This is a genomic window from Testudinibacter sp. P17/SS/0325, from assembly GCF_053570765.1.
This window is the reverse complement of sequence record NZ_CM131635.1, coordinates 891546-906239: the sequence shown is the minus strand read 5'-3', so window position 1 is coordinate 906239 and position 14694 is coordinate 891546. Positions and strand designations below refer to the sequence as shown.

At 49.5% G+C, this 14694-nt stretch carries 13 protein-coding genes; 6 read left to right on the top strand and 7 right to left on the bottom strand.

Annotated elements, in window-relative coordinates; genetic code table 11:
- Positions 1-54: 54 nt before the first annotated feature.
- Genes ACWA50_RS04325 through ACWA50_RS04315 form a run of 3 tightly spaced genes read right to left on the bottom strand, consistent with a single transcriptional unit; the run spans position 55 to position 2209 of the window.
- Positions 55-621: an aminotransferase class IV family protein gene (locus ACWA50_RS04325; RefSeq protein ID WP_431054088.1), complete on the bottom strand. Its 567-nt coding sequence runs from the start codon at positions 619-621 to the stop codon at positions 55-57.
- Positions 621-1604, bottom strand: a complete 984-nt coding sequence (locus ACWA50_RS04320) for an aminodeoxychorismate synthase component I (RefSeq protein ID WP_431054087.1) — start codon at positions 1602-1604, stop codon at positions 621-623. The genes ACWA50_RS04325 and ACWA50_RS04320 overlap by 1 nt, the downstream gene beginning before the upstream one ends.
- Positions 1601-2209 (bottom strand): Maf family protein, encoded by a 609-nt coding sequence (locus ACWA50_RS04315; protein ID WP_431054086.1) that lies wholly within the window; start codon positions 2207-2209, stop codon positions 1601-1603. The genes ACWA50_RS04320 and ACWA50_RS04315 overlap by 4 nt, the downstream gene beginning before the upstream one ends.
- A gap of 110 nt (positions 2210-2319) precedes the next feature.
- Here ACWA50_RS04315 and rmuC point away from each other — a divergent pair, with 110 nt between their 5' ends.
- On the top strand, positions 2320-3924 hold the full coding sequence (gene rmuC, locus ACWA50_RS04310; RefSeq protein ID WP_431054085.1) for a DNA recombination protein RmuC: 1605 nt from the start codon (positions 2320-2322) through the stop codon (positions 3922-3924).
- A 28-nt stretch (positions 3925-3952) separates the two neighbouring features.
- Here rmuC and miaE read toward each other — a convergent pair whose 3' ends face one another.
- On the bottom strand, positions 3953-4711 hold the full coding sequence (miaE, locus tag ACWA50_RS04305; protein WP_431054084.1) for a tRNA isopentenyl-2-thiomethyl-A-37 hydroxylase MiaE: 759 nt from the start codon (positions 4709-4711) through the stop codon (positions 3953-3955).
- A gap of 89 nt (positions 4712-4800) precedes the next feature.
- Complete coding sequence (locus ACWA50_RS04300) at positions 4801-5847, bottom strand: extracellular solute-binding protein (protein ID WP_431054083.1); 1047 nt, start codon at positions 5845-5847, stop codon at positions 4801-4803.
- 276 nt (positions 5848-6123) lie between these two features.
- Between ACWA50_RS04300 and brnQ the strand changes: the two genes are divergently transcribed.
- Positions 6124-7413, top strand: coding sequence for a branched-chain amino acid transport system II carrier protein (gene brnQ / locus ACWA50_RS04295; protein WP_431054082.1), 1290 nt, complete (start codon positions 6124-6126; stop codon positions 7411-7413).
- Positions 7414-7482: 69 nt separating this feature from the next.
- Here the strand turns inward: brnQ and ilvC are convergent, their stop codons facing one another.
- On the bottom strand, positions 7483-8964 hold the full coding sequence (ilvC, locus tag ACWA50_RS04290) for a ketol-acid reductoisomerase (RefSeq protein WP_431054081.1): 1482 nt from the start codon (positions 8962-8964) through the stop codon (positions 7483-7485).
- Positions 8965-9109: 145 nt separating this feature from the next.
- Here ilvC and rhuM point away from each other — a divergent pair, with 145 nt between their 5' ends.
- The 4 genes from rhuM (at position 9110) to ACWA50_RS04270 (ending at position 13437) form a co-directional block, all read left to right on the top strand.
- Positions 9110-10090 carry a RhuM family protein gene (gene rhuM, locus ACWA50_RS04285; protein WP_431054080.1) on the top strand — a complete coding sequence of 327 codons (981 nt, stop codon included), beginning with the start codon at positions 9110-9112 and terminating at the stop codon, positions 10088-10090.
- 38 nt (positions 10091-10128) lie between these two features.
- Positions 10129-11004, top strand: a complete 876-nt coding sequence (gene ilvY, locus ACWA50_RS04280) for an HTH-type transcriptional activator IlvY (RefSeq protein ID WP_431054079.1) — start codon at positions 10129-10131, stop codon at positions 11002-11004.
- A 194-nt stretch (positions 11005-11198) separates the two neighbouring features.
- Complete coding sequence (gene hxpB / locus ACWA50_RS04275; RefSeq protein ID WP_431054078.1) at positions 11199-11870, top strand: hexitol phosphatase HxpB; 672 nt, start codon at positions 11199-11201, stop codon at positions 11868-11870.
- A gap of 64 nt (positions 11871-11934) precedes the next feature.
- The gene (locus ACWA50_RS04270) at positions 11935-13437 is read left to right on the top strand and encodes a helicase HerA-like domain-containing protein (protein ID WP_431054077.1); all 1503 of its coding nucleotides are present in this window, start codon (positions 11935-11937) and stop codon (positions 13435-13437) included.
- A 171-nt stretch (positions 13438-13608) separates the two neighbouring features.
- Here ACWA50_RS04270 and ACWA50_RS04265 read toward each other — a convergent pair whose 3' ends face one another.
- On the bottom strand, positions 13609-14676 hold the full coding sequence (locus ACWA50_RS04265) for an endonuclease/exonuclease/phosphatase family protein (protein WP_431054076.1): 1068 nt from the start codon (positions 14674-14676) through the stop codon (positions 13609-13611).
- Positions 14677-14694: the final 18 nt, after the last annotated feature.

The window sequence follows — 14694 nt, the reverse complement described above, 5'->3', positions numbered from 1 at the left end:
TGAACTGATAAAAAATACCGGCAGTGGCCGGTATTTTTTTATCTAGCTCGATTGTCATCTCAGCGGATTCAACGCATTAATCAGCCGAATCCGGCTGTAATCGGCTAAGTCCGCTAAGCGGATATCCCGTGTCTGAATTTTGCCTTCTGCCAAGAGTTTCGCCCGTTGCGTGCCGTGCAGCAACGGTTGCGCGGGGGTATACCACATACCGTTTTGCAACAACACTAAATTGCCGATGGAACAGTCGGTTATCAAGCCGTGCTTAATAATCATGATTTCGTCGCACTCGCCCCGTTGTGCATACAGCTGATCCAGCAAAGTGCGGTCACTAAATTTGAATTCATAGTCAATGTGATCGCACATCACCGGCTGAAAGGTGCGGAATTCACGCCGCTGATAGGCAAAAAACCGCACTTGCTGTTCAGTCGCGTTGTAATCGATACGGCAACGGACTAAACCGTGCTGAAATTCACGTGGGACTTGAATGGCGGCTAAATCCAACATTTGCGTGGTCTGTTGCCGATAATATGTCGCTAACGCCTGTTGATAACGCCGTTGATGATACGCCAAATTTTGCAGTTCGCCGTCTTGCACCGCGATGGTTTCAATGAGCGGCAACATTAGGCAACCTTATGTTTCGTAATCGGGATATACACTTTTTGCAACAACTCCTGATACTCCTCTTCCAACCGGCTTTGGGTGGTAATGCCGCCGCCACTGCGGAACAGCAAGCCGTTTTCCGTCTGTTCAAGGTAGCGGATCAAAACCGCACTTTGCAGATTTTCCCCGTCAAACACGCCGAAAATACCGCTGTAATAACCCCGTTCACCTAATTCGGCTTGGCGGATAATATCAATCGTTTTCTCTTTCGGCGCGCCGCTGATCGAACCGGCGGGCAGCAGTTTTGCCACGATTGTGCCAATCTCGTCTTGCCAGTTGTGGCGCAAATTGCCGCAAATTTCCGAGCTTGTTTGCAAAATCGTGCCTCGCTCAGTATGCAGTTTTTCTACATAACGAAAACGGCTGACTTCAATCCGCTGCGCCACCAATGCCAAATCATTACGGATTAAATCGACAATCGTATTATGCTCCGCCAGCTCTTTTTCGGAATTGAGCAACTGCCGTTCGGCCTCGGGCAAGGCGGCGTCAATCGTGCCTTTCATCGGGTAAGAATAGATTTTATCGGCGTGGGTGCTGACAAAGGACTCCGGCGAAAAACAGACAAAGTGCGGTTCAAACAGCAATTTAAAGCGTGCACGACTGAATTGGAAAATTTGGCGCAGGTTGTAATTGCATTCCAGCGCGGTCGGATAGGTTAAATTCAGCAAATAAGTGTTGCCCGCCTGTAGCTGCTGCCGAACCAAATCAAACCCTTGTCGATAACGCGCGATAGCGATCGGGGTCGTCTGAATCTGCAGCGGCTGTTGTGGCGCTGGCAGCTGCCAATCACGGTTGCTCTGCCCCTCAATCTCAAAATAGAGACCGTGCCGTTTGGCTTCGGCTAGCGGCACGATCAGCGGTTTTTGCTGTTCAAAATCAATCAGAAACAGAAAAGGTTCACGCTGTTTGCCGAAGGCGTTGGCTTGTTCAATCCAATGTTTCACGCGGATTTTCCTATTGGCGTCAACAGCAAGTGCGGCAGACCGCACTTTAACAACAGCTGTGCGGTTTCATAAATCGGCAAGCCCATAATGCCGCTGAAACTGCCGCTGATATGGCGGATAAACAGGCTGCCGAAACCTTGAATCGCAAACGCCCCGGCTTTGTCCATCGGTTCGCCGCTGGCGATATAGGCTTGGATTTCCTGCTCGCTCAGTTCGGCAAAAGTCACGTCATTGGTTTGCAGCACGCTGTGGCTTTCGCCTTGAAAGTAAACACACACGGCGGTCAGCACTTGATGGGTGGTGCCGGACAGCAAACGTAAAATCTCGGCGGCGTGGGCGGCGGATTCCGGTTTGCCTAAAATATGCTGTTCAAAGGCGACAGTGGTGTCGGCGGTCAACAACGGAAATTCCGGCTCACGCGCCAACACTTGGCGCGCGCGTTGATTTTTCTGCTCCGCCATGCGCAACGCATACTCCTGCGCACGCTCGCCCGGCAGTGGCGTTTCGTCGATTTCCGCCTCGACTTTGATTAAATTTAAACCCAACTCTTGCAACAACTGCCAACGGCGCGGGCTGCCGGAGGCTAAATAGAGGCTGTTCTGCATTATTTTCACACTCAGAAAACGAAAAGTACCTTATTTTGCTTTATAATTTCCAGACTGAAAAGCACAAATATCAACAGACCCTAAAAAGCCTATTTAAAGAAGCGTTAAATATGATCGAACTCACTCAAAACCAATGGTTGTTACTTTGCGCGCTGCTGACCGCACTTTGCCTGATTCTGTTTTTTATCGGCGCACGGCGCAAGCGCGACAGCCAAGAATTGCAACAGGATTTAAATAAAAACATTGCCGATTTCAATCAGTTATTAGAAAAGTACGAAAACGTACAACAACAACGCGAAGCCCTGCAACAACAGGCGGTTCAGGCGCAAACCCGCGCCGAGGGCTTACAAGATCGGTTGGTGGAACGTGATGAAAAACTGGTTTATCTGCAAAAAGCGCTGGACGAAGAACAGCAGCGCAACGAGACGGTGAATTGCCATATCACCGAACTGAAAGAGCGGTTCGGCAGCGCGTCGGCGCAAGCCAACAGCCTGCAACAGCAGCTGCAACACAGTCAAAGTGCGGTGGAGCAACGCGAACAACAGTTGCAACAAAACCGCGCGCAACTGACCGGGTTAATCCAAGAATTAACCGAGCTAAAAACCTCGTTATCGGAAAAAGAGAAAAATTTTGCCGAGCAGCAACAGAATTTTGCCCAAACCAAACAACAACTCAGCAGCGAATTTCAAAACCTTGCCAACCGCATTTTGGAAGAGAAAAGCCAGGCTTTCCGCCAAAGCAACCAACTGTCTCTCGACAGCCTGCTGAAGCCGTTCCGCGAGCAGATCGAGGGTTTCCAAAAGCGGATCAATGAGGTGCATTCCGAAGCGATTAAAGGCAACACCGCCTTGGAAAGCGAAATCAAAAAAGTGCTGGAAATCGGCTTATCAATGTCGCAGGAAGCGAACAACCTGACTTCCGCGCTGAAAGGCAGCAAAAAAACCGCCGGCAACTGGGGCGAAATGCAACTGGAGCGTAGTTTGCAACTTGCCGGATTAATCTCCGGCGACCATTACAGTGCGCAAGAATCATTTCAAGACAGCGACGGCAAACGCCGCCAGCCGGATTTCATCGTCAAGTTGCCGGACGATAAACATTTGATTATCGACAGTAAAGTCTCGTTGCTCGATTATGAAAGTGCGGTCAGCGCCGAAGATGAAGCGCAGCAACAGCACCATTTAAGCGAACACGTCAAGGCGATTCGCAACCATATCAATGAGTTATCCAATAAAGATTACAGCAACCTAATCGGCATGCGCAGCCCGAATTTCGTGCTGATGTTTATCCCGATTGAACCGGCGTATATCGAAGCGATGAAACGCGACCGCACCTTGTTTAACGATGCCTATAATAAAAATGTGATTTTGGTGTCGCACACCACCTTAATGCCGATTTTGCGCACCGTGTCGAATTTGTGGCGGCTTGAACGCGGCAACAGCGAAGCGCGCGAAATCAGCGAACGCGCCGGCGAACTGTATAATCAAGTCAGCCTGCTCGCCGAGCGCCTGCAAAAACTGGGCGGCTCGCTCACCGCCGCCAATAACCACTACAACAACACCGTCACCGCACTGGTCGGCAATCAAGGTTTATACGGCAAAGTGGAGCGTTTCAAAACCCTGTCGGCAAAAGTGACCAAAACCTTGCCGGAAGTGGAAGTATTACAAACCAATATTGAAACGGATCGGTTGGTGGTGTTGGTTGAGGAGCGAGAGTAGCAAGTGCGGTTAAACCGCACTTTGATACTTACACTGTCGGCACACCGGAATGGAACTTAAATTCGTCGTCCGGCGAACGGATTAATTCCGCTTCCACTTGTGCGAAATGCGCCACCCGTGCGCTGATGTCTTGCCCGGCGATCTGTTCGGCTAATGTCAGGTAGTCTTGGTAATGGCGCGCTTCCGAACGCAGCAGCGAAATATAAAATTTCTCTAATTTTTCATCCAAATAGGGCGCAAGTTTGGCGAAACGCTCGCAAGAACGGGCTTCGATAAATGCACCGATAATCAGTTTATCCACCAACGTATGCGGTTCATGATTTATCACCTCGCGCATTAAGCCTTTGGCATAACGTCCGGCGCTGATGTTTGTCAGCTCAATCCCGCGTTGTTCGATAATTTCCAGCACTTGATAAAAATGGTGCAGTTCCTCTTTAATCAGCAACACCATTTTGTCGATAATCTCCGCTGCATACGGTTGCTCGCTGCGCGGTTCGATTTTTTTGCTGATTTGGCTTTTGCCTTTCAAGCTGTTGAGATCACCGATTTTGCGGTAAGCGAAATCTTCGTAAGGCTTCATCCATTGCAACAGGTTTTGATTGCTTTCGCTGTCGGCGGCGTATTTACGCAACAGAAACATCGCCGATTGTGCCGCTTTCAGCTCGCACATCATATGATCTTGCAGGATTACACTGAGATTTTGCGGCTTTTTGGCTTCGTTGATCCATGCGTCAGGGGTTTCGCATTGAAGAAATTGGTGAATCGGGGCTAGCAGTTGTCGGTACATGGTACATTTTGCCTTATAAATCTAAAACTTCCCTCCCTCCGCGCGCGGAGGGAGGTGTCCGAAGGGCGGAGGGAGGGAAGAGTCAATAATTAATGGGTTTTCAGCAAATTCCAATATTTCTCATAAAGATCAATTGCGTCGCCCACATCGGCTTGCAGCACGCCGTTTGCAATTTCACTTTTCGGTGGGAACAAGGTCGGGTTGTTGGCATCGGCTTCGTCCAATAAGGCTTTTACACCGTTATTCGGCATTGAGAAGCCCATGCTTTCAATCACCACTTTGGCGCTTTCCGGACGCAACATAAAATCAATAAATTGATAGGCGGCATCACTGTTTTTCGCACCTTTCGGAATCGCATAGTTGTCCATCCAGAAAATTGCCCCTTCTTTTGGATAAACAAAGCGGATATCCGGATTTTCCTGCTCGGCGCGGAATGCGGAACCGTTCCAAATCATGCCGATATCCACTTCGCCCTGCAAATACGGCACTTCCGGCGAATCGGAATTAAACGCCACCACATTCGGCATTAGACTTTTCAGCAATTCATACGCCTGTTTTATTTCGTTTTCATCGCTAGTGTTCGGCGAATAACCCAATAATAACAAGGCAAAATGGAATACTTCGCGCGAATCGGCGGTCAGCAACACTTTGCCTTTATATTCCGGACGCCATAAATCTTGCCAACTGCTGACCGCACTTGGGTCAATATCGGCGGCATTCACGCCGATACCGGTCAGGCCATACACATACGGCAGCGAATATACATTATTCGGGTCAAACGGTTTATCCAACAACTCTGCGCTGATGTTAGTTAAGTTGTTGATTTTACTTTTATCCAACGGCTGCAACATACCTTCTTGCGCCATTTTACCGATGTAGTAACTGGACGGAAACACCAAATCGTAGCCGCTGTCTTTGGTCAGCTTCATTTTGGAATACATTTCCTCGTTGCTTTCAAAGGTCGAATAAATCACTTCGATCCCGGTTTCTTTGGTGAAATCCGCCAATAATTTTGACGGAATATATTCGGTCCAGTTGTAAACATACAGTTTCTGTGCGAAAGCCGACGCACTGAAAAACGTCAGTGCGCCAAGCAGCAACGGTTTCAGCATACGGCTGGCAAATAATCTTTTCAATTTTCAATCCTCCGACGCCTTAACGGACAAGGCAGTATACAAGTGCGGTTAAAAGTGACACATTAGCAGGCGCAGCCAGTATAGCAAGACGAACCGGCTTTTTCTAACCGATTTTGTCGCCGACCGCCGTCCAAAGCGAATAATTAACATTTTATCCTGACAAAGTAAGAAGATTCCATATAAAATACCAGACAATACAATCACAACTGAATTTTATTTCTGAAAATAAGAAAATAGCCTATAATTCGCCTATTTTTAAATTTAAGGCTGAACGATATGTTATCTCGTAAAGATATTGCCGTTTTGGGCATGATGATTTTTTCGCTGTTTTTAGGCGCCGGCAATATTATTTTTCCGCCGATGGAAGGCTATCAAGCCGGCACGTACTGGCTATGGGCGGCACTCGGTTTTATCCTTACCGGCGTGATCATGCCGTTTATTACGCTGCTAGTGGTGTCGGTGAAAGGACGCGGTGAAGAGTTGTCGCGCGATCTGCCGCAATGGCTGGAAGTGGCGTTTTGGTCGATTTTATATCTGGTGATCGGCTCGACTTTCGCCATGCCGCGGATTACCAATGTCGCCTATGAAATGGCGTGGCAACCGCTCAACCTGTTTAACGGCGGCTATTCGCATATTCTGTTTGCGATTGTTTTTAATCTGATTGCGCTGTTTTTTATGCTCGGGCGCAGCACCATGATTTCCAGTATCGGCAAATTTATGGCACCGTTATTATTGCTGTTGCTGGCGGCAGTCGGCTTTGCGGTGATGACCAATCCTTTATCCGATATTATTTCGCCTAGCCATGCCTATGCTGACAATGCGGCGGTGGCAACCGGCTTGGTCAGCGGCTACCAAACCATGGACGTGCTGTCGGCGATGGCATTCGGCGGTATTGTGGCGCGCGCCTTGGCGGTGAAAGGGGTGGCGCAAAAAAGTGCGGTATTGAAATACGCCCTCAGTGCCGGTGTTGTGTCGGTGGTACTGCTGGCGGCGCTGTATCTGTGCCTGTTCTATTTGGGCGCAACCAGCGCCCCGGTGGCGCAGCACGCCAGCAACGGCGGACAGATTTTTTCCGCCTATGTCAACCAACTGTTCGGCAAAAGCGGTTTATTAATGATGAGCGCGATCGTGTTATTGGCAAGTTTGACCACCTTAGTCGGCGTCACCAGCGCTTGCGCCGACTATTTTTCCCAATTCCACCACCGTTTAAATTACAAATTTTTCGTCATTTTATTCAGTATCGCCACCACCGTCATCGCCGAAGCCGGCTTAACCACCCTGTTGCGGGTGACCATTCCGGCATTACTGTTGATCTATCCGATGGCGATCATGCTAGTGGCGCTACAACTGCTACGACCGCACTTGCCGAATGCCCGCTTGAGTTACCGCTCGACGATTGCCGTGGTGTTACTGTTCAGTCTCGGCGACAGCCTGAATAATCTCGGTTGGCTGCCCGCAGAAATCGATCGCTTACTCAACCACATACCGTTTTATCACCTCGGCTTAAGCTGGGCTGTACCGGCGTTAATCGCGTTGGGGTTGAGTGTGGTATTGGGACGCAAATAACAAAAAATCCCTTTCGCGCTCACGAAAGGGATTGATTGCTTAACCGAAAAAAGTCAAAGTGCGGTTTGATTAACCGGCAACGGCGATTTTTTTCATGTCGGTCATGTAACCGCGCAACTCTTGACCGATGTATTCGATCGGGTGGTTGCGGATGGCGTCATTGACATCACGCAGGGTCACGTTGTCGATTTCAACCGTAGGCGTCGCTTCGCCTAAATCGCCGCGTTGCAGGGTCGGAATGATTTTTTCGCGTAAAATCGGGGTGGCGACGTTGGCGAACAGGTAGTTCCCGTATTCGGCGGTGTCGGAAATCACCACGTTCATTTCGTATAAACGTTTGCGCGCGATGGTGTTGGCGATCAACGGCAATTCGTGCAGCGATTCGTAGTAGGCGGATTCTTCGTAGATACCGCTGGCGACCATGGTATCGAACGCCAATTCAACCCCGGCTTTGACCATTGCCACCATCACCACGCCGTTATCAAAGAATTCTTGTTCGGAGATTTTGATCCCGTCGGCTTTCGGTGCATTTTCGAACGCGGTTTTGCCGGTTTGTTCACGCCAAGTCAGCAAGTTTACGTCGTTATTCGCCCAGTCCGCCATCATGGTTGCCGAGAATTCGCCGCTGATGATGTCGTCCATGTGTTTTTCAAACAGGAACGCCAATTCGTCTTTGATTTGCTCGGACAACTCGAACGCACGCAGTTTGGCGGAGTTGGACAAACGATCCATCATCAGCGTGATCCCGCCTTGTTTTAAGGCTTCGGTGATGGTTTCCCAACCGTATTGGATTAATTTGCCCGCATATGCCGGATCTTTGCCGTCGGCGATTAATTTGTCGTAGCACACGATTGAACCGGCTTGCAACATCCCGCACAGGATGGTTTGTTCGCCCATTAAGTCGGATTTCACTTCGGCGACGAAAGAGGACGCCAAACAACCGGCACGATGACCGCCGGTCGCCGCCGCCCACGCTTTGGCAATCGCCCAACCTTCGTCTTGCGGATCATTTTCAGGGTGCACCGCAATCAAAGTCGGCACGCCGAAACCGCGTTTGTACTCTTCACGCACTTCCGTCCCCGGGCATTTCGGCGCCACCATCACCACCGTGATGTCTTTGCGGATTTGCTCGCCCACTTCGACGATATTCAAGCCGTGCGAATAGCCCAATGCCGCCCCTTGTTTCATCAACGGCATAACCGCTTGCACCACCGCCGAGTGTTGTTTGTCCGGGGTTAAGTTGATGACTAAATCCGCCGTCGGGATCAGCTCTTCATAAGTGCCGACTTTAAAGCCGTTCTCGCTGGCGCGGGTGAATGAGGCGCGTTTTTCCGCAATCGCTTCTTTACGCAACGCATAGCTCACGTCTAAGCCGGAATCACGCATATTCAAACCTTGGTTTAAACCTTGCGCGCCGCAGCCGACGATCACGATTTTTTTACCTTTCAGGTAATTCGCTTCATCGGCAAATTCTTCGCGCGCCATAAAACGGCATTGCCCCAATTGCGCTAACTGCTGACGCAGGTTCAAGGTGTTAAAATAGTTCGACATAGTCTTTTTCCTTATTTATCGGTTGAAAAAGTGTCCGAAGTGGACAAGTGAGGGCAGTATAGACTAAAATCCTGATTGCGAAAATTGATATTATTACAATCTATAATTGCATTTTGTGCAATGATTTGCGCAGAGATAGGAGGAGATGATGAAAGAAATCCAATTTTTAATTTACGACAACGGCGAACACACTGAAGTCTTGGTGCAAGATGAAACCCTGTGGGCAACACAAAAAAGCATTGCCCAGCTGTTTGGGGTGGCAAAATCAACGGTGAGCGAACACCTAAAAAATATCTTTGACGGTGGTGAGCTTGAACACAGTTCAGTTGTTCGGAAAACCCGAACAACTGCCGCTGATGGAAAAAACTACCTGACGACATTTTATAGTCTTGATGCCATTATCTCTGTCGGCTACCGAGTCAATTCCAACAAAGCCACCAAATTCCGTATTTGGGCAACGGAGATTTTGAAATCCTATATCCAAAAAGGCTTTATCGTTGATGTCGAGCGCATGAAACACGGTGAAAATGCCTTCGGTAAAGACTATTTCCGCGAATTGCTGGAAACCGTCCGCTCAATCCGCGCCAGTGAGCAACGGATTTGGAAGCAACTGACTGATATTTTCGCCGAAATTTCCTATGATTATGATAAAAATTCAACTATCACCCAACAATTTTATGCCACTGTACAAAATAAATTTCATTATTCCATTACCGGACAGACCGCTGCGGAAATTGTGTATCACCACGCCAATCAACACAAAAAACACATGGGGCTGACGACGTGGAAAAATGCCCCCGACGGGCGAATTTTACAATCTGATGTGGTGGTGGCAAAAAATTATCTTTCCGATCAGGAAATTAAAAAACTGGAACGCAATGTATCGGCATATTTCGATTATGTGGAACGGCTGTTAGAAGATGAACATTTATTGGCAATGCAGGATTTTGCCAAAAGCATTGATGATTTTTTGAGTTTCAATCGTTATGAGATTTTACAAGATAACGGCAAAATCAGCCACAAACAAGCCACGCAAAAAGCCGTTGAAGAATATCGTGCATTTAACCGACAGCAAAAGATTACGTCGGATTTCGATCGATTTATCAAACAATTGGATAAACAATAAGCCCTAGCTGAGATAATAGAAAACAAAAGTGCGGTCAGATGAATTTTCAAGAGATAAAACTGTTTTTGGATTTGGTGGAAAAGCGCAATTTCAACCAAACTGCTATGCAAAACCATATGAGCCCGTCCACCTTGTCGCGCCAAATTCAAAAAATGGAGGCGGAGCTGAAACAGCCGCTGTTTTTGCGCGATAATCGTCAGGTTCGTTTAACCGAAGCCGGTGAACTGTTTTTGCCCTATGCGCTTTCCACTTGGCAACGTTGGCAACAGATTAAAACCCAGCTACAGCCGGAGCAACAGCAACTGAGCGGCGAACTGAAACTGTATTGCTCGGTCACCGCCGCCTACAGCCACCTGCCGCCGATTTTGGAAGCCTTTCGCCGCCACTATCCAAAAGTGGAAATCAAACTCACCACCGGCGATCCGGCGAATGCGTTGGAGCAAGTGCGGTCGCAGCAGGCGGATTTGGCGTTGGTTGGCAAACCGCTGAAATTGCCGGACAATATCGATTTTCATTTTATCGATCATATCCAATTGTCGCTGATTGCGCCGCGCGTAGCTTGCCATTCCACCCGCTTATTGCAACAACGCCCGATTGATTGGGAACAGATTCCGTTTATCCTGCCGGTCGCCGGTCCGGTGCGGGAGCGGATTGATCTCTGGTTTAAGCATATGAATGTCAAACAGCCGAAAATTTACGCCTCGGTCAGCGGGCACGAGGGCATTGTGCCGATGGTGGCGCTTGGTTGCGGGGTGGCGTTGCTGCCGGATATTGTGATTAAAAACAGCCCGATGAACGGGCAGGTTTCCCATCTTGATCTGCCGCTGTCGGTCAAGCCGTTCGAGCTGGGGGTGTGCGTGCAGAAAAAACGTTTACAACAACCGTTAATCAAGGCATTTTGGGGCATTTTGTAGTACATTAAACTTACTTCTCTTCCTCCGCGTGCGGAGGGAGTACCGTTTTTCGCAAGAAAAATGGGGAGGGAGGGGCAATATGAAAATGCAACATATTACTTTTTAACATTCTTTATGCCTCCCTCCGTCCTTCGGACACCTCCCTCCGTATACGGAGGGAGGGAAATTATTAGAGAAAGAGACAAGGAGACCCAATGTTACAAGCAGTCATTTTCGATATGGACGGCATTTTGATCGACTCCGAACCAGCGTGGGAAGCGGCGAAATTCGAGGTCATGCAACGCTTATGCGGCGTGCAAATCACACAAGCCGACGCTGACGCCACCGTCGGCAAGCGGGTGGAAGATATTGCGCATAACTGGTGTAAACAATTCCATCTGCCGCAGGAAAAAGCGGCTGAGATTGCGGCGGCAATGAACAAAGCGGTGATCTATTGGATTCAACAACACGGCGAAGCACTGCCGGGCGTGCAAGGCTCGCTACAATGGCTGCAAAGCCAACGGGTTAAAGTGGCGCTTGCCTCCTCTTCCAATATGCAGGTGATTAATGCGGTGGTCGATAGCCTGCAACTGCGCGATTATTTTATTTCGCTTAATTCCGCCAACGAATTGCAATACGGTAAACCGCACCCGCAAGTGTATCTGGATACCGCGCAAAAACTCGGCGTATCGCCGTTAGACTGCTTAGCGATCGAAGATTCGGTCAATGGCGTAATTGCCGCCAAAGCGGCGCAAATGGAAGCCATCGCCATTCCGCCGCAAGCCTTGCGCGACGATCCGCGTTACACGATTGCCGACCGTCGTTTAGAGTCGCTGTTGGAGCTGCCGGCATTGTTACATGACAGAGTGGCTAAAAGTGCGGTTTAAGCTTTCGTCAATAACGTAAATCCGTTATCATCAGCCCGATTATGTTCATCTATAAGGAGATGTTATGACCCAATATGCCCTCGCCCGCACCCACAGCGGCAAGACCCTTTCGCTGACCGCCAAAATGGCGAACCGCCACGGCTTGATCGCCGGCGCAACCGGCACCGGCAAAACCATCAGCCTGCGCAAACTGGCGGAAGCCTTTAGCGACGACGGCGTGCCGGTGTTTTTGGTCGATGTCAAAGGCGATATTTCCGGCTTGGTCAAAACCGGCGAACTGCAAGGCAAAGTCGCCGAACGAATCGAACAATTTGACTTGGGCGGCGCAAGCTATTTGAGCGGCTATCCGGTCTCGTTTTGGGATGTGTTCGGCGAAAGCGGCATTCCGTTGCGCACCACCATTTCCGAAATGGGGCCGTTGCTGCTGTCGCGCTTGCTCAATCTCAACGCCACCCAAGAGGGCTTGTTGAATTTGGTGTTCCGCGTTGCCGATGATAAAGGCTTACTGCTGATTGATTTGAAAGACTTACGCGCGATGTTAAAACACGTCGCCGACAACGCCGCCACCTATCGCGTCGAATACGGCAATGTCTCCGCCGCCAGCGTCGGCGCGATTCAACGCTCGTTGCTGACTTTGGAAAACGAGGGCGCAATCAATCTGTTCGGCGAACCGGCGCTGAATTTAGACGATTGGCTGCAAACCCGTGACGGCAAAGGCGTGATCAATATTCTTAATTCAGAAAAATTGATTAATTCCACTCGCTTATACGGTGCGTTTTTATTATGGCTGATGGCAGAGCTGTTCGAGCAACTGCCGGAAGTGGGCGATCCGGAAAAGCCGAAATTTGTGATGTTCTTCGACGAAGCACACTTGCTGTTTGACGGCGCACCGACCGCACTTGTCGAAAAAGTCGAACAAGTGGTGCGCTTAATCCGTTCCAAAGGCGTGGGCGTCTATTTTGTTACGCAAAATCCGCTCGATTTGCCGGACAGCGTATTGGGGCAACTGGGCAACCGCATTCAACATGCGCTGCGTGCGTTCACCCCGCGCGATCAAAAAGCGGTCAAATCCGCCGCCGAAACGTTCCGCTCCAATCCTGAAGTGAATGTGGTCGAAGCCATTACCGCACTTGGCGTGGGCGAAGCGTTGGTGTCGTTTTTAGACGAAAAAGGGATGCCGACGCCGGTCGAAATCGCCTACATTTACCCGCCGAAAAGCCAGTTAAAACCGATCACGCTTGAAGAGCGGTCAGCTTGGGTAAAAGCCGACGATCTCTATCTGTTCTACCGCGACTATGTGGATAACGAATCGGCGTTTGAAGTGCTGACTGCCGAGCAACAAAATCTGGATGCGGTGGCGCAAAAGCAGGCAGAACAGGCGCAAGAGGAAGATAACAGTTTGGTCAACAGCCTCAGCCGCATGATCTTCGGCAGTAAAAAACGCGGCGAACAACTGACCATGACAGAACAAGTGGTGAGTAGCGTCAGTAAGAGTATCGGACGCAATATCCGCAACAAAATCACTAATCAAATTGTGCGCGGCTTATTAGGAGCGTTGAAGAAATAAATCACTACCTTAATAAATTAAGCCTTATAGATCAAATTCATTTTTAACATTCTTTATGCCTCCCTCCGTCCTACGGACACCTCCCTCCGTATACGGAGGGAGGGAAATTATTACTTTGTCATCAACCTGAGCCTTATCATAAGGCTTTTTTAGGCTGTTTTAAAAGTGCGGTCAGCCCAGTGATTTCGGATAGACCCAATCGGCTAAAATCGGTTCATGATCCGACAACGGCGTGCCGTCGGGTGTGAAGGCGGAGAGGATTTCGCTGTGCGAGCAGCGGATCTGTTTGGCGCAGAACCAATCCAGTTTTTGTTGCCGCGTTTGGCGCAAGGTGATATGCGAGTGGTGGGTGGTCACGCCGTCGGGATTGGCTTGCCAATGGTAACCAAGCTGTTCCATTGCGGCAAACAGCGGTTCGGCGCGGTGATCCAAGCCGTCGGCAAGATTGTTGCCGCTATTCAGATCGCCACCGATAATCACGGGTAAATCCGGTTTAAACTGTTGGCAGGCTTGTGTTAGGGTGCGCATTTGCTGTTCACGGTAAGTCAAATCTTGATTAACGTTGCTTTCTAAATGGGTGCTGACCACCAATAAATTCCCTTGCGAAGTCGCCACTTCTGCCAACAATGCCATGCGTCCGCCAATCCGCGCTTCACCGAAGTGATCGCCCACTTTTTGTCCGTTAAACCAATGTCCGTGATCGTCAAAACGCAACATCGCCGCTGATTTAAACGGCACTTTGCTCAGAATGGCATTGCCGTGCCAACCGTGGCGGTTGAAGTCGTCAGTTGCCAGTTTGCGTTCGATTTCACTGCCTAAATCCAACTCTAAAAATTCAACGCCGTACAGATAATACATGCCCAACTCTTTGGCTAACGCTTGGGTGGTGTGGCGTTGTTGGGTACGCGCCATGCCGTTGTCCATTTCCGATAACAGCACAATATCGGGATTATGTCGGCGCAACAAAACCGCACTTGCGCTGACATCCAAACAACGCTCCAAATTCCATGCCACAACACGAAAATGACGCGATAATTTTTGTCCTGCGCCACGATGACCGCACTCGATACTTTGCAAGCAAGGCAACTGCATATAACGCCTATGCACTTCATGATTACGCGCCGCCTGTCGGATCTCTTCAAAAACCGACTCGGGTACGCTTTCCAGTTCCGAGCATAATTGAGTAATTAACGGAATCTCCGCCCGCTCATCAAATGGTAGTGAATATGCCAGTGCCATAGCGCCTCCTTTGCTGGT

Bases quoted from the DNA above. Each gene is read 5' to 3' on its own strand.
- ACWA50_RS04325 (WP_431054088.1), bottom strand. From the start codon at position 621: ATGTTGCCGCTCATTGAAACCATCGCGGTGCAAGACGGCGAACTGCAA.
- ACWA50_RS04315 (WP_431054086.1), bottom strand. From the start codon at position 2,209: ATGCAGAACAGCCTCTATTTAGCCTCCGGCAGCCCGCGCCGTTGGCAG.
- rmuC (WP_431054085.1), top strand. From the start codon at position 2,320: ATGATCGAACTCACTCAAAACCAATGGTTGTTACTTTGCGCGCTGCTG.
- miaE (WP_431054084.1), bottom strand. From the start codon at position 4,711: ATGTACCGACAACTGCTAGCCCCGATTCACCAATTTCTTCAATGCGAA.
- brnQ (WP_431054082.1), top strand. From the start codon at position 6,124: ATGTTATCTCGTAAAGATATTGCCGTTTTGGGCATGATGATTTTTTCG.
- ilvC (WP_431054081.1), bottom strand. From the start codon at position 8,964: ATGTCGAACTATTTTAACACCTTGAACCTGCGTCAGCAGTTAGCGCAA.
- rhuM (WP_431054080.1), top strand. From the start codon at position 9,110: ATGATGAAAGAAATCCAATTTTTAATTTACGACAACGGCGAACACACT.
- ilvY (WP_431054079.1), top strand. From the start codon at position 10,129: ATGAATTTTCAAGAGATAAAACTGTTTTTGGATTTGGTGGAAAAGCGC.
- hxpB (WP_431054078.1), top strand. From the start codon at position 11,199: ATGTTACAAGCAGTCATTTTCGATATGGACGGCATTTTGATCGACTCC.
- ACWA50_RS04270 (WP_431054077.1), top strand. From the start codon at position 11,935: ATGACCCAATATGCCCTCGCCCGCACCCACAGCGGCAAGACCCTTTCG.
- ACWA50_RS04265 (WP_431054076.1), bottom strand. From the start codon at position 14,676: ATGGCACTGGCATATTCACTACCATTTGATGAGCGGGCGGAGATTCCG.